A 21716-nucleotide genomic window follows, 5' to 3' on the forward strand; every position below is an offset into this window, starting at 1 on the left:
GACTACTCAGGCGTTGTTGGTGTTCTTGACCAGGGAGATCTCGAACTCGAGCACGATCTTGTCGCTGACCAGGACGCCGCCGGTCTCCAGGGCCGCGTTCCAGGTGATGCCGTAGTCCTTGCGGCTGATCGCGTGCTGGCCCTCGAAGCCCAGGCGCTGGTTGCCGAAGGGGTCGGTGGCGGAGCCCTCGAAGCTGAACGGGACGGTGACCGGCTGCGTCACGCCGCGCACGGTGAGGTCGCCGGCCAGCTCCAGGGTCTCGCCGTCGAAGCGGGCGTCGGTGGAGCGGAAGGTGATGGTCGGGTGGTTGGCGACGTCGAGGAAGTCGTTGGTGCGCAGGTGGCCGTCACGGTCGGCGTTGCGGGTGTCGATGCTGTCGACGTCGATGCTGAGGTCGACCGAGGACTGCTCGGGCTTGTCGGCGTCCACGGTGACCGCGCCGTTGAAGGCGTTGAAGGAGCCGCGGACCTTGGTGACCATCGCGTGGCGGGCGACGAAGCCGATACGGCTGTGGGCCGGGTCGATGGTGTAGGTGCCGGACAGAGCGGGGGTGATGGCGGTGGTGGTCATGATGGCCTCTCCTGGATGGTTGATCCGTCACCTAAAGAGTACCCCTCCTGGATGACATGTCAACCAAAGGAGTAGAATCGGTTCCATGACCACCTCACCGGAGACGACTCCCGACCCCGCCGAAACCCGCTGGCTCAGCCCGGAGGAGCAGCGCGTGTGGCGCAGCTTCCTGCGCATGCAGAAGGAGCTGGACGCGCAGCTCAGCCGCCAGATGCAGACCGAGTCCGAGCTGTCCATGGCCGACTTCTCGGTCCTGGTCGTCCTCACCGACGTGCCGGAGGGCCAGGCGCGCGTGCTGGAGCTGGCGCGCGAGCTCCAGTGGGAGAAGAGCCGGCTCTCCCACCACCTCACCCGCATGGTCAAGCGTGACCTGATCGCCCGCGCCGAGTGCGAGAGCGACGGCCGCGGCTCCTACGTCGTGATCACCGACGCCGGCCGCCAGGCCATCCGCTCCGCCGCGCCGCGCCACGTCGAACTGGTCCGCAAGCTCTTCTTCGACCCCCTGGGGCCGGAGCAGCTCGCACACCTGGGCGAGATATCCGGACGAATTCTCGGGGCCATGGAGGGTTGCCCGGACGCACTCTCGGACAGCTAGTCACCTACGGAGCGCGTGGCAGGCCGTTCCGCCGGGGATGCTCATGGGAAGGAGCGCCGAGGATGGCCCAGAAGAGCGCGGCAAGGAAGCCAGGAGCACGGAGGGTGCCCGGCAGGAAGTCCGCTGCGCCGACTCCGCCCGTGGCGCACCTGGAACGCGAGCGGAAGTACGAGAGCGACGCACCGGGGACACCGCACGTGCCCGTCGGCGCCGATCAGCTGCCCGGCGTCGCGCGCGCCGTCGCCGCCCCGGCCGAACGACTGGACGCGGTCTACCACGACACGCCCGACCGCCGCCTGCTCGCCCGCCGGATCACCCTGCGCCGCCGCACCGGCGGCCACGACGCCGGCTGGCACCTGAAACTCCCCACCGCCGACGGCGCCCGCCTGGAGCTGCGGCTGCCGCTGGGCGACGAGGGGCCCGGCTCCTCCGCCACACAGAACTGCGCCGTTCCCGAGGAGCTGGTGACGCGGGTCCGCGCCTACGTCAGGGACGCCCCGCTCGCGCCGGTCGCCAGGCTGCGCACCGAACGTCGGCGCACCCTGCTGGAGGACGAGGGCGGGCGGACGCTCGCCGAACTGGCCGACGACACCGTGACGGCCGAGACGCTGGACCCCTCGGGCGCGGTACTGACGTCGGTGTCCTGGAACGAGGTCGAGGCCGAGCTGGTGGAGGGCGACACCGACCTGCTCGACGCGCTGGAGCGGCAGTTGCTGGCCGCCGGGCTGCGGCGCAGCGGCAGCGGGTCGAAGCTGGCACGGGCGCTCGGCGAACCGCCCCGCCAGGAACGGTCCACCCTCACCCCGGGATCGATCGGCGCGCTGCTGGGCGCGCTGCTGCGGCAGCAGGTCGACCAGCTGCTGGCCCTGGACGCCGAGGTCCGCGGGAACGCCCCCGACTCGGTCCACCAGATGCGGATCACCGCCCGTCGTCTGCGCAGCACGCTCCGCGTGCACGAACGCCTGCTGCGGCTGCCGGCGGTGGCCGGGCTGGAGGAGGAACTGCGCTGGCTCGGCCACACGCTTGGCGCGGCGCGCGACCGCGAGGTGCTGGGCGAGCGGCTGCTGGCCGAACTCGCCGAGCTTCCGGCGGAGGAGCGGCCCGGCCCGATGCGACGCCGTCTCGGCGCCTGGTCCCGGCGCGGCTACGCCGCGGCGTGGCGGCGGGCGGCCAAGGAGCTGGACGGCCCCCGCTACTTCGCCCTGCTCGACGCGCTCGACGCCGTGGCCGACCGCCCGCCGCTGCGCAAGCGGGCCTCCCGCCCGGCCACGACGGAGGTGCCGCGCCTGCTCACCCGCGAGCAGCGGCGCGCCTGCGGCCGGGTCGCCCACGCGCTGGCCCTGCCGCCGGGGCACGAACGCGACGAGGCCATGCACGCCGCCCGCCGCGCGTCCAAACGCGCCCGCTACGCGGGAGAGGGAGCGGCACAGCCGCGGTTCGCCGGCGCGATGAAGGCGGTGCAGGCGCTGCTCGGCGAACGCCAGGACGCGCTGCTCGCGGCGGAGGCCCTCCCGGCGATCGCCGCGGCGGCGACGGCGGCGGGCGAGTCCTCCTTCGGCTACGGCGTCCTCTACGCCCACGAACGCGCGGCGGTCGCCGCGGCAGAGGCCCAGGTCCCCGAACGCCACGCGGCGGCGCTGGCCGTTCGCGTGAAGTGAGGGCACATCCGGGCAGACGGCTCAGTTGCACGACCAGGCGCACGAGGACCTGCGCGAGCAACCACCCTGTGCGGATGGCCCTGTCCGATGAGGACCATCCGCACGCCGGTGGCTCGTCGCGCGGTTCCTCGCGCCCCTGAGTAGTGCAACCGGCCATAGTGCGAAACGCCGCTGTGGGGGGCCGACACATGTCGGAGCGTCCGCGTCCGCTCCTACCTTCCGGGTGGCCACTCCCCCACCCCAGGAGCCCGACATGTCCTTCCGTCTCGCGGCCCTCGCCGCAGCCTCCGCCTCCGTGCTGACCGTCGTCGGCCTGATCGCCCTGCCCGGTTCGGCCGCGGCCAACTCGGGTTCGTTCACCCAGGTGAGCAGCTTCGGCAGCAATCCCGGCAACCTCGCCATGTACGAGTACGCGCCCGCGGGCCTGCACGGCGGCGCGCCGCTCGTCGTCGCGCTGCACGGCTGCACGCAGACGGCCACGGACTACTACAACGACTCCGGATGGGCCGAACTCGCCGACCGCTACGGCTTCGCCGTCGTCTTCCCGCAGACCAGCAGCAGCAACAACTCGCTGTCCTGCTTCTCCTGGTTCGACTCGACCAAGGACACCCGCGGCAACGGCGAGGCCGCGTCCGTGAAGTCGATGGTCGACCACGCCGTCGCGCAGTACGGCTCGGACGCCAAGCGCGTCTTCGTGACCGGCCTGTCCGCCGGCGCGGGCATGACCGCGGACCTGCTGGCCGACTACCCGGACGTCTTCGCCGGCGGCTCGGTCGACTCCGGTCTGCCGGCCCAGTGCGCCACCTCGCAGAGCGCCGCGTCCGGGTGCCAGCAGAACAACCAGAACCTCACCCCCGCCCAGTGGGGCGACAAGGTCCGCAACTCCGACCCCGGCTACACCGGCCCGTGGCCGCGCGTCGCCGTCTGGCAGGGGACCTCCGACTACACCGTCTACCCGGTCAACGCGACCGAGCTCCGGGACCAGTGGACCAACGTCTGGGGCATCGGCCAGACCCCGAGCAGCACGCAGTCGCTCACCGGTGGGACCACCGAGAGCGTCTACGACGACGCGAACGGCAGACCGGCCGTCGAGGTGTACTCCATCTCCGGCATGGGCCACGGCCTCGCGGTCAACCCCGGTTCGGGGACCGCCCAGTGCGGTCAGACCGGCGCGTACTTCCTCAACACGATCTGCTCCTCCTACTACACCGCCCTCTTCTGGGGCCTGGACCAGACCGGCAGCCCGTCCGCCTCGTCCAGCCCCACCGCCTCGCCCAGCCCGACGCCCAGCAGCAGCCCCAGTACGAGCCCGAGCGGCAGCCCGACCGCCTCGCCCTCGCCGTCCGGTGGCTACACCCCCACCTGCTACACGGCCGCCAACTACTACCAGGTGACCGCGGGACGCGCCCACGACGTGGGCGGCATCGCCTACGCCAACGGCTCCAACGCGAGCCTGGGCCTGGACAACGTCTTCTACAGCCACACCCTGGAGGAGACCTCGGCCGGCTACTACGTCATCGCCGACTCCGGCTGCCCCGCCTAGCCGTCAGGCTCTCCCCCGGCTCCCGGACGATCAGTCCGAGCGCCTCCGCCAGCGCGGGTGCGAGCTCCAGCACCTGCAGCGGCGTCACCACCGCGCCGCGCAGCGCGTCGACGCCGTCGGCCGGATCCAGGCCGGCGGCCTCGCGCAGATCCACCTCCACGAGCTTCGCCTCGTGGAGGTGGATCCGCTCCAGACGGCTGCCGGGGAAGGAGCAGCCGGTCAATGCGGCCCCGGACAGGTCAACCTCGCGCAGCACGCAGTCGTGGAAGACGACCTCGTGGAGCTTGGCGCCACGCAGGTTGACCGAGTCGAACTTGCAGCCGTGGAAGACCACGCGCCGCAACGAGGCACTGTGGAACTCCAGCCCCGCGAGCACTCCGCCGATCGCCTCGACGTCCAGCCAGCCGCTCTCCGCGAGGTCGCAGCCGACCATGCGGACGCCCTGGAGCCAGACGTCGTTGAACCGGGCCCGGCGCAGCCGGACCGACTCGAACGACACGGCCGAGAGCGCCGCTTCGAGGAACCCGACGCCGTCGGCCCGCTCGTCCTCGAAGGAGGCGCCGTCGATGTGGACGGTGTCGAACGAGGCCTCCACCCCGAGCCCGCCGCCGGCGAAGCGGCGCAGGTGCGGGGCGAAGGGAAGGTCCGCGAGCTCGCGCGGGGCCGGGACGCGGGGCGGTTGTGGTGACGGCATGCCCGCAGGCTAGCCGCCCCCACCGACAACCCCCGGGAGCCTCCCGTCGCGCCCGGCCGCGCGTCCTCAGCCGTCGCTGCGCCTGCGGTGCAGCACGAAGCTCTCCAGCGGGGTGACCGCGCCGTCGGGCTGGCCGATGTTGTAGTAGGTGACGTGCATCCGGGTGGTGTCGCCGGGGTGGTTGCCGGGGTCGACCGTGAAGGCGGCGAAGCCGTAGGCGTGGTCGGCGTCGCGCGAGGCGGACCACGGGGTCTCCTCGAAGACGTAGACCGGGGGCCGCTTGCCGTTCGCGCCGACCGCGCCCACGCCGGTGAGCACCTTGCCCTTGTCCGGCGCGAAGAGCTTGCCGTTGGAGGGCGCGGAGGTGCCGCCGCCGCCCAGGACCATGTGGACGGTGCCGAGCGAGGTGTCGATCGAGTCGGTCGCGGTCGAGACCGGGTTGGGCGTCAACGTCTCGCTGCCGCTCACCACGCCGCGCACCGCCAGCGAGCGCTCGTAGTGGTGCTCGTGGCCGCAGAGGACCAGGTCGACCCCGTAGCGGTCGAAGAGCGGCCCCCAGATCTGGCGCAGGCCCAGGTCCGATCCGTTGGCGTCGGCGGAGCTGATCATGACCTGGTGCATGCAGACCACGACCCAGTCGATCCGGTCGTCGGCGCGGGCCCTGCGCAGGTCGGCCTCCAGCCAGTCGCGCTGCGCGCCCCCGCTGTAGCCGTTGACGTAGTTGTCGCCGCCGTCCTGCAGTGCGACGTCGTCGTTCTGCAGCACGACCACGTGGACCGAGCCGGCCGTGAACGAGTACCACAGGCCCGCCGTCTCGGGGTCCTTGGAGCCGTTCCTCGGCAGCGCGAAACGGGCCTGGTAGCCGGAGAAGCCGATCGGGCCGTTGCCGTGCTCGTCCTCGTGGTTGCCCGCCGCGGGCATCCAGGCGCGGTAGCGGGCGGAGCGGGAGTTGTTGGCGTGGAAGCCCTGCCAGGTGCGCAACCGGTCGGCGCTGATGTTGGCGTAGCAGAGGTCGCCGTTGAGCAGGTGGAACAGCGGGTCGACCTGCTCGATGCCGGCGACGATGTCCGCGGAGGCGGGCGAGCCGATGCCGGCGTCCACGACCGTGAAGCCGCCCTTACCGTCCGGCTGCCAGACGGTGGTGGGGACGGACTGGTCGCCGAAGCTGGTGAAGGTGAGCGGGTGGCGGCCGCGGGGCGCGGTGCGGAAGGTGCCGGCGTCGGGGCGCCCGCCCGCGTGCAGCGCGGCGTAGGTGTAGGAGCTGTCCGGGTGCAGGCCGGTGAGACGGGCGTGGTGGACGTGGACCGTGCGGCCGCTGGCCCCGTCGACGTAGTCAACGCTCTCGGCGGCGACGGTGCGTCCGTGGCCGCCGTCGAATGTGCCGTAGCTCACCCGCGGGTCGCGCACCGGCGTCTCTGTGATCCAACTCACCGTCATCTGGGTGGCGGGGTCCTCGCCGAAGGTGAGGTGCAGGCCCTCGACCGGCGGCGCGCCCAGCGCCTCGGGGGCGGTGAGCAGCAGCGGGGAGCCGGGCCCCGAAGCACCGGCCGCGGCGGGCGCGAGGGCGGGCGCGGCGGCTGCGGCGGTGCCCGCGCCGATCAGCGACGCGCCGACGGCCAGGGCTCCGCCCGCGCCGACCATGCGGAGAGCGGTGCGTCGGTCAACATGCCTTGACGAATCGTCAGCCTGGATTGACTGGCCGTCCCCCCTGCGGGCGATGGGCGGGGTCGCGTCGTTCGCATCGGTCACCTGGGGCTCCCAAGAGTGTGGCGGACTGGCGGAGACGCGAACACGCTAGGGGCGGCCCGTGCCGGGCACTGCCCCGCTCGGCGACGCGGAGGTGAACGGACGGAGGCGCACCTGTGGGCACGGGCGAGCGCAACACCGACACTCCGCCACCGGAAGGTGATGTCGTGGGTGGTACGTTGACGTAGGTCCCAAATCGCAGGCAGTTTGCCCCAAGTGTCCAATTCGGTTGATTCGCCTGATATATTCCTCAGCGAGTTGAACGACGACACGGGCGGCCCTCGGGCGAGCGGAAGGTCAAGGCCGGTGCCGGACTACGGGGGTGGACCGCCACTCTCCCGCCTGTCCGCGACACCGTTTCGGCCTCGTGATCACCGCCTCGCGCCGCAGGCCGCCCGCTGTTGTCCACGGATCTAGGCTGGACCCATGCGACGCAAACGCCCTGCGCCGCCCTCGCCGCTGCCGCAGCGCCAGGGCATCGACCCGGTCCGGCTGCGACTCCCCCTCGACGGCCACTGGTCCGGCGTGCGCGCCTACCTCGCCGACCGCCTCCCCACCGTCCCCGCCGCGCAGCTCGACGCCATGCTCGCCGGCGGCGAGATCCACGACGAGCACGGTCCCGTGCCGCCCGACGCGCCCTATCGGCCCGGCGGCCACCTCTGGTTCCACAGGGAACTGCCGCCCGAGGTGCACGTCCCCTTCCCCGTCGAGGTGCTGTACCGCGACGAGCGGCTGGTCGTCGTCGACAAGCCGCACTTCCTGGCCACCACGCCGCGCGGCCGCCACGTCACCGAGACCGCCCTGGCGCGGCTGCGCCACGACCTGGAGCTGCCGCAGCTGAGCCCGGCGCACCGGCTGGACCGGCTGACCGCCGGCCTCGCGCTCTTCGTGGTCCAGCCCGCCCACCGGGGCCCGTACCAGACGCTCTTCCGCGACCGGCGGGTCCACAAGGAGTACCGGGCCGTCGCCCGGTACCGGCCCGCACTCGAGCTTCCCACGACGGTTCGCAGTCATATCGTCAAGGAACGCGGCATCATCGCCGCACACGAAGTACCGGACGCGGAGCCGAATGCCGAGAGCCGCATCGAACTGCTGGAGCACCGCGGCGGCCTGGGTCACTACCGGCTGTTGCCGGCCACCGGGCGCACCCACCAGCTGCGCCTGCACATGAGCGGCCTCGGCATCCCGATCCTGGGCGACCCGGTCTACCCCGTCGTCCGGGACGAGCCCGCTCCGGACGACTTCACCGACCCGCTGCAACTGCTGGCCTCTGTTCTGGAGTTCACCGATCCGCTGACCGGCGCGCCGATGCGCTTCCGCAGCCGTCGGCGACTCTCCGCCTGGACGGACCAGCCACCCGGAGTCTGAGCCCGCAGAGGTCCGCGCCCGGGCCGGCTGCCCGCGCTCCGACTGTCCCCTATGCTGACAATCGGCTCGACGGCCGTGGAGGGCGAACGCCGTTCCGGCGCACGGGCGTGCGGGCCGCACACCGCCCGACGTATTCTGTGCACGATCACCCTTGAGAGGCGGGTTCGGACCGTGACGGCAGACCTGGAGCTCCACACCGAAGGCGAGCCTCTCTTCGAGGCGCTGCAGGTCTGGCACGGGTTCCTGCTGCGGAAGGCGGGCCAGCGCTTCGGCGAGCTGGCCGACCAGGCGCTCCAGCCGCTCTCCCTCACGCTCCGTCAGTTCGGGGTGCTGAACGTCGTGGTGGCGGAGCCGGGCCTGAACCAGAGGTCGGTCGGCAGCAAGCTCCGCATCGACCGCACCACCATCGTGGGGCTGATCGACGATCTGGAGCGCAACGGGCTGGTCGAACGCCGGCGCGGCACCGACCGCCGGACCTTCGCCCTGCACGTGACCGAGCGCGGCGCGAAGACGCTGGACCGGGCGAGCGACGAGATCACCCGTGTGCACGAGCGGTTCCTCGGGGCGCTGTCACCGGGGGAGCGCGGCATGCTGCGCGAGTTGCTCAGCCGGCTGGTGGGCTCCGAGAGCCCGGCCGCCGGGTAGGCCGGAGCCCGGTGCGGAGGTCGGGACATCCGCACCGGGCAGGGCCGGCAGAGTGTGGCGGGTCCATCAGCGGGTGGGGATCACTCCCCCGTCCACCCGGAGCACCTGCCCGGTGATGTGCCGGGCTCCCGGCGAGGCGATGAAGCGCACGACCTCCGCGATGTCCTCCGGCCGGCCGGCCCGGCCGACCATGGTCTCCGCCAGGCGCTCCTGGTGGAACTGGTCGGTACGGCGGTCGCGGAAGAACTCCGTCTCCTCGACGTACCCGGGCGCCACCACGTTGCAGCTCACCCCCCTCGGCCCCAGCTGCCGTGCCAGGAAGATGTTCCAGGCGTTCATCGCGGCCTTGGCGGCCCCGTAGGAGCCCGCCCCCCGGTCGGCGGCGAAGGAGCCGATGCTCACGACCGCCGAGCCGCGGACGAGCAGCTTGTCCAGGGCCGCGGTGGTGAGCACGGCGCCGATCAGGTTCGCCTCCAGATTGGCCCGCCAGGTGTCGGCCAGGCCGGGCAGGTCGCCCACGGGCGCTCCGTCGAACTCGCGGTTCCCGCCCGCGTTGTTGACCAGCACGTCGAGGCTGCCCGGCAGCCGCGTCCGCAGCGCCGCCAACTGCTCGGGGTCGGTGGCGTCGCAGACCAGGGGTGTCACCGCGCCGCCGAGCTCCTCGGCCGCACTGTGCAGCACCTCCGACCGCCGACCGGTGATGATCACCTGGTCGCCTTCGCTCACGAAGGCGGCCGCCACGGCCTTGCCGATTCCGGTGCCGCCTCCGGTCACCAGGACTGTCCGCGTCATGCGCGCACTCCTCTCCTATGTCTCTCTTTCGTCGCTTGCTAGTTGGCGATGGTCTGCGGGGCGGCCTGCGCGGCGCCGACCGGGGCCGACGCCGGCGCGGACGCCGCCTGCTGCTGGAACGCGGCCGCGAAGCGCGCCCGCGCCACCGGCCCGATGACGGCCACGGGGACCGTGACGACGGCGGCGACGGCGAAGAGCAGCCCGAAGTGCGGCTTGTTGGCGTAGTTCTTGACCAGCTCGGTGGCGAGGGCCGCACCGGTGAACACCGCGCAGGCCACCAGCGAGGTGGCGATGCCGCGGGCGCGGGGCTCGGCCACCTCCGTGGCCCAGGTCTGCACGATCGACTGCACCAGGGCGAAGGCCAGGCCGGACAGCACGCTGGCCACCAGGACGGTCGTCAGCGTCTGGGTGTAGGCGCAGGCCAGGTAGCCCGCGAGCAGCAGCACCCCGCCGACGGCGAACAGCGTGGCCGCAGAGACCCGTTGGCCGAGGGCCCGCACCACCATGCCGCCCGCCACCGCGGCGAGTCCGTAGCTGCCGGTGACGAACCCGGCGATCAGCACGCTGTGCCCCTTGGCCTGCAGGGCCGCGTTGAAGAAGTTGAAAAATCCCAGCATCGCCGCGCCCTCGATCAGCCCGAAGACCACCAGGAACCGGAACCAGCGGATGCGGAAGACCTCGGCGAAACGGCCGACGACGCCCACCCCGCTCGCCTTCGGCACGGCGGCCTCGGGCAGCCGGGCCACCCACAGGGCGAGCACCGGTGCGCAGATCGCGACCAGCAGGATCGCGGCACGCCAGCTCCACAGGTGGGTGAAGACCCCGGCGATCACCGTGGCGCCCGCCGTACCCACCGCACCTGCCGCGAGGACCGTCGCGACGGTCCGCTGCCGCCGCTCGAAGGGCACCCGGTCGCCCACGTACGCCACCGCCACCGGCAGCAGCGCCGCGGCCGAGGCCCCGGCGATCGCCCGGCCCAGGACCAGCACCCAGAGATCGGGGGCGAAGGCGGAGAGCAGATCCGCGAGGCACATGCCCAGCAGCGCGCCGCACATGACCTTGACCCGGCCGACGGCGTCCGAGATCAGTCCGTGGACCGGCTGCATCAGCCCGAACAGCAACAGGTAGGCGGTGAGCGCACCGGTCACCGAAGGAACGCTGACGTGCAGGCCCTTCGCCGCCGGCAGCAGCAGCGGAGTGATGACGATCCGGTCGAAGTTGCCGAGGAACGAACCCGCGTAGAGCACCTGAAGGCTCCTGGGCTCGCGCAGTTTCTGCTTCATGGTGCTCCTTCTGAGGACTCGTGCGGCGTCAGCCGGCCGTTCCGTAGCCCCGAGCCTCCATCAGGTCATGGCTCAGGTAGCCGTCATGGGGGCTGGTGGTACCCGCGGAATAGGTGGGGAAGGCCCCGAACAGCACCTTGCGGACGGTCCGCTCCCGCAGCGCCTCCTGGGCGAGCGTCCGGTCGTCGCCCAGGATCGTGAGCGCGAGCGTGTCCCGCAGCGGACCGAAGCCGTCCGAGCGCTGCCACGGCAGGATCCAGACACAGGGGAAGGACAACTCGATCCTGGACCCCGGGTGGTCCACCCGGTCGCACAGCAGCACCGCGGGCCGCAGGGCCGCCGAGCCGTCGCCCAGATCGGCCACCGAGCCGTCCGGATAGTGCGCCGCGGCCACGTCCACCGCGCCCGCCAGCTGCCCGTCCAGGTAGGTGCGCAGCCGCTGCGCCTCCGCCAGCGGCAGCACCGGCAGCTGCGCCTCCGGCGACTGCGGGGGCGCCGCCACCAGCCGGGCCAGCCGCTCGGCGACGGCCTCGGCGAGCGCGGCCGGGTCGCCGTCGGTGAACACGGCGGTGAGGTTGGTGCACCGCATGCCGGCGTCGAATCCGGCGGAGTCACAGATGACGTCGAGCACCCGATCGGTGATCGCGCCGCTGTGCAGGATCTTCGAGCGCCCGGGACCGCGGAGGATGACCCGCCGGTCCTGCCCGTAACGCCGGGCGGCCGCGTCGCCGCCGAAGACCAGACTGAGATCGGCTGCCTCGACCAGCGCGTCGCCGGTGGCGTGGCTGCCGGGCAGCAGCGACAGGTAGTGCGGGGCCACCCCGGCCTCCAGCAGCGCCGCGATCATCCGTGCGGGCGTGAAGGGATCCCGCGCTCCCGGCCGGACCACCAGGCGGTAGCCGCAGCCCAGCGCCGTGAGCCACTGGGTGTGCGTGCCGGGGTTGTTGCTGGGCGCGATCACCGCCAGCACGTCGCCACGCCGTGCCCACACCGCCGAGATCACCCCGGGACCGAACTCGTCCTCGGTGCCGGGCGGCCGTTCGGCGGCGAGCCGCGCGCCCACGTTGGCGAAGGTCTGCGCCACGTCCTCCAGCGAGTGCCGCGCCACGGTGACCGGCACGCCCGTGACGCGGGACTGCAGATCGCAGTACTCCTGCGGGGACAGGCCGTTCAGGGTCGCGGTCGCGAAGAGCTTTCCTGCCTGCCGTAACAGGGACGGATCGGGAGTGCTCTCCTCCCCCGCACGGGCGCTCGCCACGGTCAGCCGTGCCAGCAGCGGCGGGGCGAGGTGGACGGTGGCCAGCGGGGTGCCGTCCACCCCGCACAGCTCGGTCCGCTCGGCCGAGCGCGCGGGCTCCCCCGCGCGGATCAGCGGGATCTCGTACAGCGCGGTCCGCCCGGACATCAGTACACCCCCTCGACGACGGTGGTGCTCGCCGACTCGTACGGACGGACGTCGGACAGCTCGATCCCGGGGAACCCGTCGGCGGAGGGCTGGCGGACCGCCAGGTCCCGCTCGAGGGTGGGCGGGTTGAAGTGGTCCCGCGTCAGCGCGGTCACCACGACCCGGCCCTGCTCGCCGTCGGCCACCCGCCGGCTGGGCTCGTCGGGGTCGACCAGGTCGACGATCGTGTAGGGGTAGTACGGACGGAACACACAGGGCGCGGCGTCGCCCGCGCGGCGGGTGCGCTGGGGCGCGACGCCCATCATGGTGTTGCCGTAGGCCCCGGCCAGGCGCGCCTGCGGGAACACCTCCTCCTCGAACAGCCGCAGGGTCTCGGCGTCCATGCTGGTGCCGCCCCAGATCATGCCCTGCACCTTCTCCCGCACCAGCCGGTAGACGTCGTCGCGGCCGGCGATCGTCTCCAGGATCCTGGGCGTGCTGGACATGAGCCGGATGTCCTGGCTGGCCAGCACGTCCTTCACCTGGTCGAGGATGTGGTCGATGTAGCGGCGGAACTCGTCCTTCCTGCCCTCGGCGAGGCAGCGCCTGACCCAGCGGGGGTCCAGGTCGACGAAGTAGCTGAGATGTCCGCGGATCTCGCCCAGCGAGGTGATGTTCTTGGCCATGATGTGCGGCCCGGTGGGCCCGATGTGCAGCCAGCCCCCGCCCTGGGCGGGGAATCCCTGCTCGTCCAGCATCCGGCTCTGCCACTCGACGTTGCGCCGCCGCGAGGTCGCGTCGATGATCCGCTTGGGTGCGCCGGTGGCGCCGCCCGACTCGTAGACGCCGTGCCGGACCGACCGTCCGGCGTTGCCCCGCGGGATCAGCTGGTCGGCGGGGATGCTGCTCCAGTCGACCGGGACCCCCGCGAACAGCTGCAGGTCCGCCTGGGACTGCACGTCCTTGCGCGGGTCGAAGCCCAGGGTCTTGGCCCGTTCCACCCAGTACGGACTGCCGGTCAGCGGCGAGAAGTGCCATTCCATGGCCGCCCTGACGAGTTCGTCGACATCGGGGGTCTGGTCGAGCGGGGGCTCGAAAACGGAACTGAAGTCGTCGGCCATCTTGGGCTGTCCCATCTGCGTGGAGCTCCAACGGAATCGACTGTACACCTGACAGTCAGTAGTGCTGACGAGATTCAATATGCAGCTCCCCCGCGAACGGTGTCAAGGCCGTTCAGGGTTGACGCGAGGTCAGATCTTGTGCAGCGATGTCGACTTCCTGCGGGCCCGGGTCGGCGGCCACCAGCCGCAACGCAGAGCACCGGTAGCGGCCTCAGCCGCTACCGGTGCTCCCCGCCTGTGTGCTCCGCCTGTTTCGGCGCCCGCCGTCCAGCCGTCCTCCGTACGCCGCCTGCCGTGCGCCCCTACCCGAGCCTGAGCTCGCCGTACGCCCCCGCAGGGACCGCCGGGCCGCGCGGCGCGACGGGCTCCAGCCGGACGTAGGGCTTGCCCTGGGCCGGGCGAGGGTCGGGATCGCCGAGGTTGGGCCAGAACGACATCGCCCGTTCCGCCTGCGCCGTGATCGTCAGGGAGGGGTTCACCCCCAGGTTGGCGGAGACCGCCGAGCCGTCCACCACCGAGACCCCCGGATGGCCGTACAGCCGGTGGTACGGGTCGATCACCCCGTGCCCGGAATCGGCGCCGATCGGGCAGCCGCCGAGGAAGTGCGCGGTCAGCGGCATCCCCATCAGCTCCCCCAGATTGGTGCCCGCGAAGCCGTTCAGTTGCTCCGCGAGATGCCGTGCCGCCTCCGCGCCCTCCGGGATGTGCACCGGATTGGGCGCGCCGTGCCCCTGCTCGGCGGTGAGCAGCCCCCGTCCCGGGCGGTGGCGCCGCAGCCGGGTGGTCAGCGAGTTGTCGTGCGTCTGCATGACCAGGCCGATGACGGTCCGCTCCGACCAGCGGTACGTGGTCAGGGTCCGGGCCACCATCACCGGATGCCGCAGGAAGGCCCAGGCCGCGGCCAGCGGCTTCGGCACCCGTCCGCCGACGGGGTACTGCGGCACGGACATCAGCGCCATCGCGTTGGAGCCCCTGCCGTAGCGGACGTTCTCGATGTGGGTGCTCTCGTCGGGATGGATCGAGGAGGTGATCGCGACCCCGCGGGTGAGATCGAGCGTCGCGCCCTTCCCGTGGACCCTGCGGTAGCGGCCGGGGAAGGTGAGCGCGCCCACCAGCGCCTCGGAGTTGGTCCGGGTCAGCTCGCCGAGCCGGGGCGAGAGCGCCGGCAGCCCGCCCGCCGCCCTGGTCCGGTGCAGCAGCGTCTGCGTCCCGTAGGTCCCCGCCGCGAGCACGACCCGGCGAGCGGTCAGCGTCAGCCGCGGTCCTCTGCGGCGACGCCTGGTCGGCACGGCGGTCACGGCGAAGCCGCCCTCGGGCCGCTCGCGCAGTTCGACGACGGAGGTCAGCTCCCTGACCTCCGCACCGGACCGCTCGGCCAGGTGCAGGTAGTTCTGGGTGAGGGTGTTCTTCGCGCCGTGGCGGCACCCCGTCATGCACTCGCCGCACTCGACGCAGGCACGCCGTTCGGGGCCCACGCCGCCGAAGTACGGGTCGGGCGCGACGGCCCCGGGAGCCGCCGTGCAGCGGCCGTCGGCGTCCTTGCCGTCACCGAAGAAGACGCCCACGGGGGTGAGTGTGAAGCTCGACCCCACGCCCATCCGCTCACCGGCGGTGCGCAGGTAGATGTCCGCCTCGGTGACCGTCGGATTGGTCCGCACGCCCAGCATCCGCCGCGCCTGGTCGTAGCAGGGGGCCAACTCCTGCTGCCAGTCGGTGATGCCGGCCCACTGGCGGTCATGGAAGAAGGCGGCGGGCGGGACGTAGAGGGTGTTGGCGTAGTTCAGCGAGCCGCCGCCGACGCCCGCTCCGGCCAGCACCATGACCTTGCCGAGCAGATGGATCCGCTGGATCCCGTACAGCCCGAGCGCCGGAGCCCAGAGATAGTTGCGCAGGTCCCAGGAGTTGCGCGGCAGCGTGTCCTCACTGAACCGGCGGCCGGCCTCCAGCACGCAGACCCGGTAGCCCTTCTCGGTCAGGCGCAGCGCCGAGACGGAGCCGCCGAAGCCGGAGCCGACGACGATGACGTCGTAGTCGAACCCGCCCTCCGCCCCGCCTCCGGTCAGGCCGTCCGGCTTCTGGTCCGGCTTCTCGTCTGCCTTCTTGTCCGCCTTCTTGTCCGCCTTCTTGTCCGGCCTCTCCTTCAGACTCTGGTCCGGCTTCCTCTCACTCACCGTAGAGCTCCTCGATCTCCCGTGCGTAGGCGGTGGCGACGGCGTGGCGCTTGACCTTGAGCGAGGGCGTCAGCAGGCCGTTGTCCTCGGTGAACTCCCCCTCGACGAGCACGAAGCGCCGGATCGACTCGGCCCGCGACACCGCCTCGTTGGCGTGGTCCACCGCCCGCTGCACCTCGGCCAGCAGTTCGGGGTCGGCGCGCAGCAGGGCGAACGGCGTGTCCCTGGGCCGTCTGCGGACGGCGAGCCAGTGCTCGACCGCCTCCGGCTCCAGGGTGATCAGCGCGCCGATGTAGTGACGGCCGTCGCCCACCACCATGCACTGCCCGACCGGGGCTCGACTGCGCAGCCGGTCCTCCAGCAGACTCGGCGAGACGTTCTTCCCGCCGCTGGTGATGAGGATGTCCTTCTTGCGGCCGACGACGGTCAGGTAGCCGTCGGCGTCGAGCTCGCCCAGATCCCCCGTGGCGAGCCAGGAGCCTGGCAGTGCGTCCTGGCTGGCCTGCACGTTGTTCCAGTAGCCGGAGAAGACGCTGCCTCCGCGCAGCATCACCTCGCCGTCCTCGGCGATCCTGATCGTCGCGCCGGGCACCGGGCGGCCGACGCTGCCGGGGCGCGGGTCGAGCGGCGGCGTGACGGTGGTGGCGGCGCTGGTCTCGGTGAGGCCGTAGCCCTGGTAGATGATGATGCCGCAGCCGAAGAAGAACATCGCCAGCCGCTGATCCAGGGCCGAACCGCCGCTGATCGCGTATCGCACCGATCCGCCGAGCGCCTTGCGCACCCGCCGGTAGACCAGCAGGTCGTACAGTGCGTGCGCGGCGCGCAGCGCGAGATCCGGACCGGGCCCGTCACCGAGCAACCGCTGCATCTCGGCCTCACCGTAGGCGACGGCGATCCGGTCGGCCCGCACGAAGGACGCACCGCGGCCCATCCGCTCCGCCATGGCACGGGCCGTGTCGTGGACCTTCTCGAAGAAGTACGGCACGGCGACGAGGAAGGTGGGGCCGAACCGCTCCAGCTCGGGCCGGAGTTCGTCGGGCTTGATGCTGGGAAACAGCCCGATGGTGATCCGCCCCAGCAGACAGGCCAGTTGCAGCATCCGCCCGAGAACATGGGCCAGGGGCAGGAACATCAGCGTCGTCGGCGTCTGGTGGGTGGCCTCGACGAAGACCGGCTGCAGCAGCTCGACCAGGTTGGCCGATCCCGCGTGCAGGTTGGCGTGCGTGAGCACGCAGCCTTTGGGGCGGCCGGTCGTTCCGGAGGTGTAGACGAGCGTGGCCACGGAGTCCGGGGTGACCTCGGCCCGTCGGCGCTCGATCTCCCGGGCGGGCACCTCGTGCCCGAGGTCGGCGAGGAAGCCGAGCAGGTCCTCGTCGACGGTGGGCACCGAGAGCCGGACCGGCACCGGCAGTTCGTCCAGCACGGGCGCGGTGAGCTTCGCCAGCTCGGGGGACTCGGCCAGCAGCATGACCGCGCCGGAGTCGCGCATGATCCAGTCGACCTGCTCGGCGGAACTGGTCGGATAGACGGGCACGGTCTGCCCGCCCGCCGCCCAGACGGCGAAGTCGAGCACGGTCCACTCGTAGCGCGTGCGCGCCATCAGGGCGACCCGGTCGCCCGGTTCGACCCCGGCGGCGACCAACCCCTTGGCCGCACCGGCGACGTCTTCGGCGAACCGCGCCGCGGTGACCGGCTCCCAGCCTCCGGCCGTGAGCCGCCGGAGCGCGATCGCGTCGGGGTCGGCGGCGGCGTTGTCGAACGGCACGTCGGCGAGGCTCCCGTGCGGCAGCGCCCCGACCAAGGGCGCGGCCCGCACCTCCCGGACGACGCCGTCCTCCCGGACAAACTCGAACTTCACGCGATCGGCGAGGTCGGGCCGCGCGCGGGCGGCTCTCAGATCCTGGAAGAAGGTGGTACCCATGCGCGGCTCCTGCGAGGTGGGGTGGTGCGGCGGTGGGTGGTACGGCGGTGGGTGGTACGGCGGTGGGTGGTACGGCGGTGGGTGGTACGGCGGACGGGCGTGTGCGGGCGTGGAACGGCACCGGCTTGAGCGGTACGGCGGGGTGGCGCGGCGGTGTAGTCGGGGAGAGGTGGAATCGGGGAGGGGTGGAATCGGGGAGGGGTGGAATCGGGCGGGATGGCCTGGCGCCGCCCCGACCTGGGGAGCTCCGGCGTGTGGCGGCGCGGGGCAGGCCTGGTGTTGGGCCGGGCCTTGGGCTGGGCGAGCGGCGGCGGGGATGGGGCCGGGCGGGCGGCGGCCGGGATGGGACGGGGGCTGGCCGCCGTCGGCGCGTCCTGCGCTCGACCACGCCCGCCGGGCCGCCGGGCCGCCGCAGCAGGCTACGGAGCTTCGAGCAGCGCGGTGACGCCCTGGCCTCCCGCCGCACAGATGGAGATGAGGGCCCGGCCGCCGCCGCGCTCGTGCAGCAGCTTCGCCGCCGTGGCGACGATCCGTCCGCCGGTCGCGGCGAAGGGGTGGCCGGTGGCCAGCGACGAGCCGGCGACGTTGAGCCGGTCGCGGTCCACCACGCCGAGCGGTGCGTCCAGGCCGAGCCTGGACTTGCAGAACTCCGCGCTCTCCCACGCTGCCAGGGTGGCCAGCACCTGTGAGGCGAAGGCCTCGTGGATCTCGAAGAGGTCGATGTCGGCGAAGCCCAGCCCGGCGGCCGCCAACATCGCCGGCACCGCGAAGGCCGGGGCCATCAGAAGCCCGTCCTCCCCGTGCAAGAAGTCGACCGCCGCGGTGCGCGACTGCGTCAGATACGCGAGCACCGGCAGTCCGCGCCGCGCCGCCCACTCCTCGCTTGCGAGCAGCACGGTGGACGCGCCGTCCGTCAGCGGCGTCGAGTTGCCTGCCGTCATCGTGCCGTCGGCGCCGCCGAAGACCGGCTTCAGACGGGCCAGCTTCTCCACGCTGCTGTCCGGGCGCAGGTTCTGGTCCCGGTCCAGGCCGCGGAAGGGAGTGAGCAGGTCCGCGAGGAACCCGTCCTCGTACGCCTGGGCGAGCCGGCGGTGGCTGGTGGCGGCCAGCGCGTCCTGGTCCGCACGCGGGATGCCCCACTGCGCGGCGGTCAGCGCCGCGTGCTCGCCCATCGAGAGGCCGGTACGCGGTTCCGCGTTGCGCGGGATGTCCGGCACGAGGTGGCGGGGGCGTACGCCGGCAAGGCTGCGCACGCGCCCGCCGAGGCCTCGCGCCCGACGCGCGCCCAGCAGCACGCGCCGAAGTTCGTCGTTGACCCCCAGCGGGGCGTCGCTCGCGGTGTCCACACCTCCCGCGACGCCGCACTCCTGCTGACCGAGTGCGATCTTGTTCGCCAGCAGGATCACCGCCTCCAGGCCGGTTCCGCAGGCCTGCTGCAGGTCGTAGGCGGGGGTGCGGGCGTCGAGCGCGCTGCCGAGGACGACCTCGCGGGCGAGGTTGTAGTCCCGGCTGTGCTTGAGCACCGCGCCGGCCACGAACTCCCCCAACTGCTCCCCGGCCAGCCCGAAGCGGTCGACGAGACCCGCGAGGGCGGCGGACAGCATCTCCTGGTTGGAGGCGGTCGCATAGGGACCGTCCGCACGGGCGAAGGGGATCCGGTTGCCGCCCAGGATCGCCACGCGGCGCGCGGTCGGAAGCGCGGCAGGGGACGCGGGTGAAGACACGGCGACAGCTCCTTGTGCGGGGGGCGGCGGTGAACTTACTCTCTAGTAAACTTACTCACCCGTAAGGAGAAATCAAGATGTCGGACCGCTACCTGTCGTGGACCGCGAGCGGGCCGGGCGGGTTCGTGGCCGCGCGCCTTGGCCTGCCCCGGCCGGAGCCGCTGAGGCGGCGTCAGGACGGCGTCCCCGACATCACCGGCCCGGTTCTGCTCGGCGCGACCGAGGGCGGCCGGCTGGTCGAACCGGTCAGCGAACTGCTCGCCGACTGGGACGTGCCGACGCGCGAGGCGGGCAGCGTGGACAGGGCAGGCCGGCAGGCACCGGACGGCACCGAGGCAAGGGGCGCGGAGGCGGGCGACGCACCGGCCGCCGCCCTGGTCTTCGACGCGACCGGCATCCGCGAGAGCGCACGGCTCGGCGCCCTCCACTCGTTCTTCCACACCCGCGTGCGCTCGCTCGCCCCCTGCGGCCGCGTGGTCGTCCTCGGCACGCCGCCCGAACTGGCCGTCGACCCGGGCGAAGCCGCCGCGCAGCGCGCGCTCGAGGGCTTCGTCCGCTCGGTCGGCAAGGAACTGCGGCGGGGTGCGACCGCGCACCTGCTGCTGGTCGCCCCCGGCGCGGAGGAAACCGTCGGCTCGCCACTGCGCTTCGCGCTCTCGGCACGCAGCGCCTACGTCTCCGGCCAGGTCCTGCGGGTCGCGGCAGCCGAGCCCGCCATCGTGAGGGCCGAGGCGTTGCGCTGGGACCGACCGCTCGACGGCCGGATCGCCCTGGTCACCGGCGCATCCCGAGGCATCGGGGCGACGGTCGCCGAGACCCTGGCCCGCGACGGCGCGCGGGTCGTCTGCCTCGACGTCCCCGCACAGTCCGCGGAGCTGCGGGCGGTAGCCGCGCGCCTCGGCGGCGACGCCCTGGAGATCGACCTCACCGCGCCGGACGCCCCCGCCCAGGTGGCCGCCCACCTCCGGGAGCAGCACGGCGGCGTGGACGTCGTCGTCCACAACGCCGGAATCACCCGAGACCGCACCCTCGGCCGGATGGAGCCCGGCCAGTGGGACGCGGTGGTGGCCGTCAACCTGACCGCGGTCGAACGGCTCACCGACGCGCTGCTCACCGACGCACTGCTCGCCAACGGCGACGGCGACGGCGACGAGGGCGGCCGGGGCGACGGCCCTGGTGACGGTGGCGGCAACGGGCCGGTCCTCCGTGCCGGTGGCCGGATCGTCTGCACCTCCTCCATCAGCGGCATCGCGGGCAACGTCGGGCAGTCCAACTACGCGGCCAGCAAGGCGGGTCTCATCGGCCTGGTCGAGGCCCTCGCCCCGAGCGAGGCCGTCGCCGGTCGCGGCATCACCGTGAACGCGGTCGCGCCCGGGTTCATCGAAACGCAGATGACCGCCGCCGTTCCGCTCTTCATCCGCGAGGCCGGACGTCGGCTCAACAGCCTCAAGCAGGGCGGACAGCCGGTCGACGTCGCAGAGGCCGTCGCCTTCCTCGCCGCCCCGGCCAGCGCGGGCATCAGCGGACAGGTCCTGCGGGTCTGCGGCCAAGCCCTGCTCGGAGCGTGACGCCATGACCGAAGCCACCCCTCAGCCCGTCATCTCTCGGGATCTCCCGTCGGTACCGGGCGCGGCGGGCCTCTACGCCCGCGCCCTCCTCCCCAAGCCACGCCGCCAGGCGGCCCACACGCCCGAACGGGCCGTCGCACTGCGCGGCGCGGCGCCGGACGCCGAACGGCTCCACCGCTACCGCGAGCTGTGCGGGTTCACCGCCGAGGACCGCCTTCCGGTCACCTATCCGCACCTGACCGCGTTCCCGCTGTCGCTGGTGCTGATGACCGCCCGTGACTTCCCGCTGCCACTGCTGGGTCTCGTCCACCTGGCCAACCGGATCGAGCAGAGACGCCCGATCGCCCCGGACGCCCACCTCGACTACCGCGTCTCGGCGACCGCGCCCCGCGGGCACCCCAAGGGCCAGGTCTTCGAGGTCGTCGCGGAGGTCGCGGAATCGACCGGGCCGGGCGATCCCGTCTGGCGATCCGTCAGCACCTACCTCCACCGCTCCCCCGGCGGCGGCCCCGCCCCGCGTGCCGGGGACGAGCACCTGCCTGCGGCCGAGCTCGACATACCGTGGTCCCTCCCGGCAGGCCTCGGCCGCGCGTACGCGGCGGTCTCCGGCGACCGCAACCCGATCCACCTCCACCCGTTGACGGCACGGCTCTTCGGCTTCCGCCGGGCGATCGCCCACGGCATGTGGACCAAGGCGCGGTCACTGGCAGCGCTGGAGCCACACCTTCCCGACGCGTTCACCGCCGGCGTCGACTTCCGCCGACCCGTGCTGCTCCCGGGCGCGGTCCGCTTCCGCGCGGCGCGCCTCTCGGACGCGGGCTGGTCCTTCCAGCTGACCGACCCGACCGCCCAACACCACCATCTCCTCGGCCGCGTCACCCCGCACTGACCGCTTCCCCCTTCAGCATCCGCCACTTCCACCCAGGAGCACTC

17 protein-coding genes are annotated in these 21716 nt (G+C 72.7%); 7 read left to right on the top strand and 10 right to left on the bottom strand.

What is annotated here, in order from left to right; translation table 11 throughout:
- Positions 1 to 6 precede the first annotated feature (6 nt).
- Positions 7 to 570 carry a YceI family protein gene (locus BS83_RS30685; RefSeq protein WP_037606690.1) on the bottom strand — a complete coding sequence of 188 codons (564 nt, stop codon included), beginning with the start codon at positions 568 to 570 and terminating at the stop codon, positions 7 to 9.
- 85 nt (positions 571 to 655) lie between these two features.
- Here BS83_RS30685 and BS83_RS30690 point away from each other — a divergent pair, with 85 nt between their 5' ends.
- The 3 genes from BS83_RS30690 (at position 656) to BS83_RS30700 (ending at position 4366) form a co-directional block, all read left to right on the top strand.
- Positions 656 to 1165, top strand: a complete 510-nt coding sequence (locus BS83_RS30690; protein ID WP_051944361.1) for a MarR family winged helix-turn-helix transcriptional regulator — start codon at positions 656 to 658, stop codon at positions 1163 to 1165.
- A 104-nt stretch (positions 1166 to 1269) separates the two neighbouring features.
- Positions 1270 to 2823, top strand: coding sequence for a CYTH and CHAD domain-containing protein (locus tag BS83_RS30695; RefSeq protein ID WP_232248528.1), 1554 nt, complete (start codon positions 1270 to 1272; stop codon positions 2821 to 2823).
- Between the two features lie 253 nt (positions 2824 to 3076).
- Positions 3077 to 4366, top strand: coding sequence for an extracellular catalytic domain type 1 short-chain-length polyhydroxyalkanoate depolymerase (locus BS83_RS30700; protein ID WP_037606692.1), 1290 nt, complete (start codon positions 3077 to 3079; stop codon positions 4364 to 4366).
- On the opposite strand, the gene BS83_RS30705 is transcribed toward BS83_RS30700, so the two are convergent.
- Both BS83_RS30705 and BS83_RS30710 read right to left on the bottom strand, forming a co-directional pair.
- Complete coding sequence (locus BS83_RS30705) at positions 4338 to 5060, bottom strand: pentapeptide repeat-containing protein (protein WP_037606693.1); 723 nt, start codon at positions 5058 to 5060, stop codon at positions 4338 to 4340. The two genes, BS83_RS30700 and BS83_RS30705, sit on opposite strands and share 29 nt — an antisense overlap.
- A gap of 66 nt (positions 5061 to 5126) precedes the next feature.
- Positions 5127 to 6701, bottom strand: coding sequence for a purple acid phosphatase family protein (locus BS83_RS30710; RefSeq protein WP_051944362.1), 1575 nt, complete (start codon positions 6699 to 6701; stop codon positions 5127 to 5129).
- 531 nt (positions 6702 to 7232) lie between these two features.
- Between BS83_RS30710 and BS83_RS30715 the strand changes: the two genes are divergently transcribed.
- Together BS83_RS30715 and BS83_RS30720 are read left to right on the top strand one after the other, a co-directional pair.
- Positions 7233 to 8174 (top strand): pseudouridine synthase, encoded by a 942-nt coding sequence (locus tag BS83_RS30715; RefSeq protein ID WP_037606694.1) that lies wholly within the window; start codon positions 7233 to 7235, stop codon positions 8172 to 8174.
- A gap of 171 nt (positions 8175 to 8345) precedes the next feature.
- On the top strand, positions 8346 to 8819 hold the full coding sequence (locus BS83_RS30720; protein WP_051944363.1) for a MarR family winged helix-turn-helix transcriptional regulator: 474 nt from the start codon (positions 8346 to 8348) through the stop codon (positions 8817 to 8819).
- Positions 8820 to 8885: 66 nt separating this feature from the next.
- Here the strand turns inward: BS83_RS30720 and BS83_RS30725 are convergent, their stop codons facing one another.
- The 7 genes from BS83_RS30725 to BS83_RS30755 form a co-directional block, all read right to left on the bottom strand.
- Entirely contained in the window at positions 8886 to 9611 is a 726-nt protein-coding gene (locus BS83_RS30725) for an SDR family NAD(P)-dependent oxidoreductase (RefSeq protein ID WP_037606695.1), read from the bottom strand.
- A 38-nt stretch (positions 9612 to 9649) separates the two neighbouring features.
- On the bottom strand, positions 9650 to 10894 hold the full coding sequence (locus tag BS83_RS30730) for an MFS transporter (RefSeq protein WP_037606696.1): 1245 nt from the start codon (positions 10892 to 10894) through the stop codon (positions 9650 to 9652).
- 28 nt (positions 10895 to 10922) lie between these two features.
- Complete coding sequence (locus BS83_RS30735) at positions 10923 to 12299, bottom strand: aldehyde dehydrogenase family protein (protein WP_037606697.1); 1377 nt, start codon at positions 12297 to 12299, stop codon at positions 10923 to 10925.
- On the bottom strand, positions 12299 to 13414 hold the full coding sequence (locus BS83_RS30740) for a phenazine biosynthesis protein (RefSeq protein ID WP_232248529.1): 1116 nt from the start codon (positions 13412 to 13414) through the stop codon (positions 12299 to 12301). Before BS83_RS30740 ends, BS83_RS30735 begins: the two co-directional genes overlap by 1 nt.
- Positions 13415 to 13701: 287 nt before the next feature.
- Positions 13702 to 15462, bottom strand: a complete 1761-nt coding sequence (locus tag BS83_RS30745) for a GMC family oxidoreductase N-terminal domain-containing protein (protein ID WP_037610187.1) — start codon at positions 15460 to 15462, stop codon at positions 13702 to 13704.
- A gap of 100 nt (positions 15463 to 15562) precedes the next feature.
- Positions 15563 to 17491 (bottom strand): AMP-dependent synthetase/ligase, encoded by a 1929-nt coding sequence (locus BS83_RS30750; RefSeq protein ID WP_037606698.1) that lies wholly within the window; start codon positions 17489 to 17491, stop codon positions 15563 to 15565.
- 419 nt (positions 17492 to 17910) lie between these two features.
- Positions 17911 to 19215, bottom strand: coding sequence for an acetyl-CoA C-acetyltransferase (locus tag BS83_RS30755; protein WP_037606700.1), 1305 nt, complete (start codon positions 19213 to 19215; stop codon positions 17911 to 17913).
- Positions 19216 to 19292: 77 nt separating this feature from the next.
- Here BS83_RS30755 and BS83_RS30760 point away from each other — a divergent pair, with 77 nt between their 5' ends.
- Together BS83_RS30760 and BS83_RS30765 are read left to right on the top strand one after the other, a co-directional pair.
- On the top strand, positions 19293 to 20783 hold the full coding sequence (locus BS83_RS30760) for a 3-oxoacyl-ACP reductase (RefSeq protein WP_037606702.1): 1491 nt from the start codon (positions 19293 to 19295) through the stop codon (positions 20781 to 20783).
- A gap of 4 nt (positions 20784 to 20787) precedes the next feature.
- On the top strand, positions 20788 to 21672 hold the full coding sequence (locus BS83_RS30765) for a MaoC family dehydratase (protein ID WP_037606704.1): 885 nt from the start codon (positions 20788 to 20790) through the stop codon (positions 21670 to 21672).
- Positions 21673 to 21716: the final 44 nt, after the last annotated feature.

The organism is Streptacidiphilus rugosus AM-16, assembly GCF_000744655.1.
In the GTDB taxonomy this organism is placed as follows: Bacteria; Actinomycetota; Actinomycetes; order Streptomycetales; family Streptomycetaceae; genus Streptacidiphilus; species Streptacidiphilus rugosus.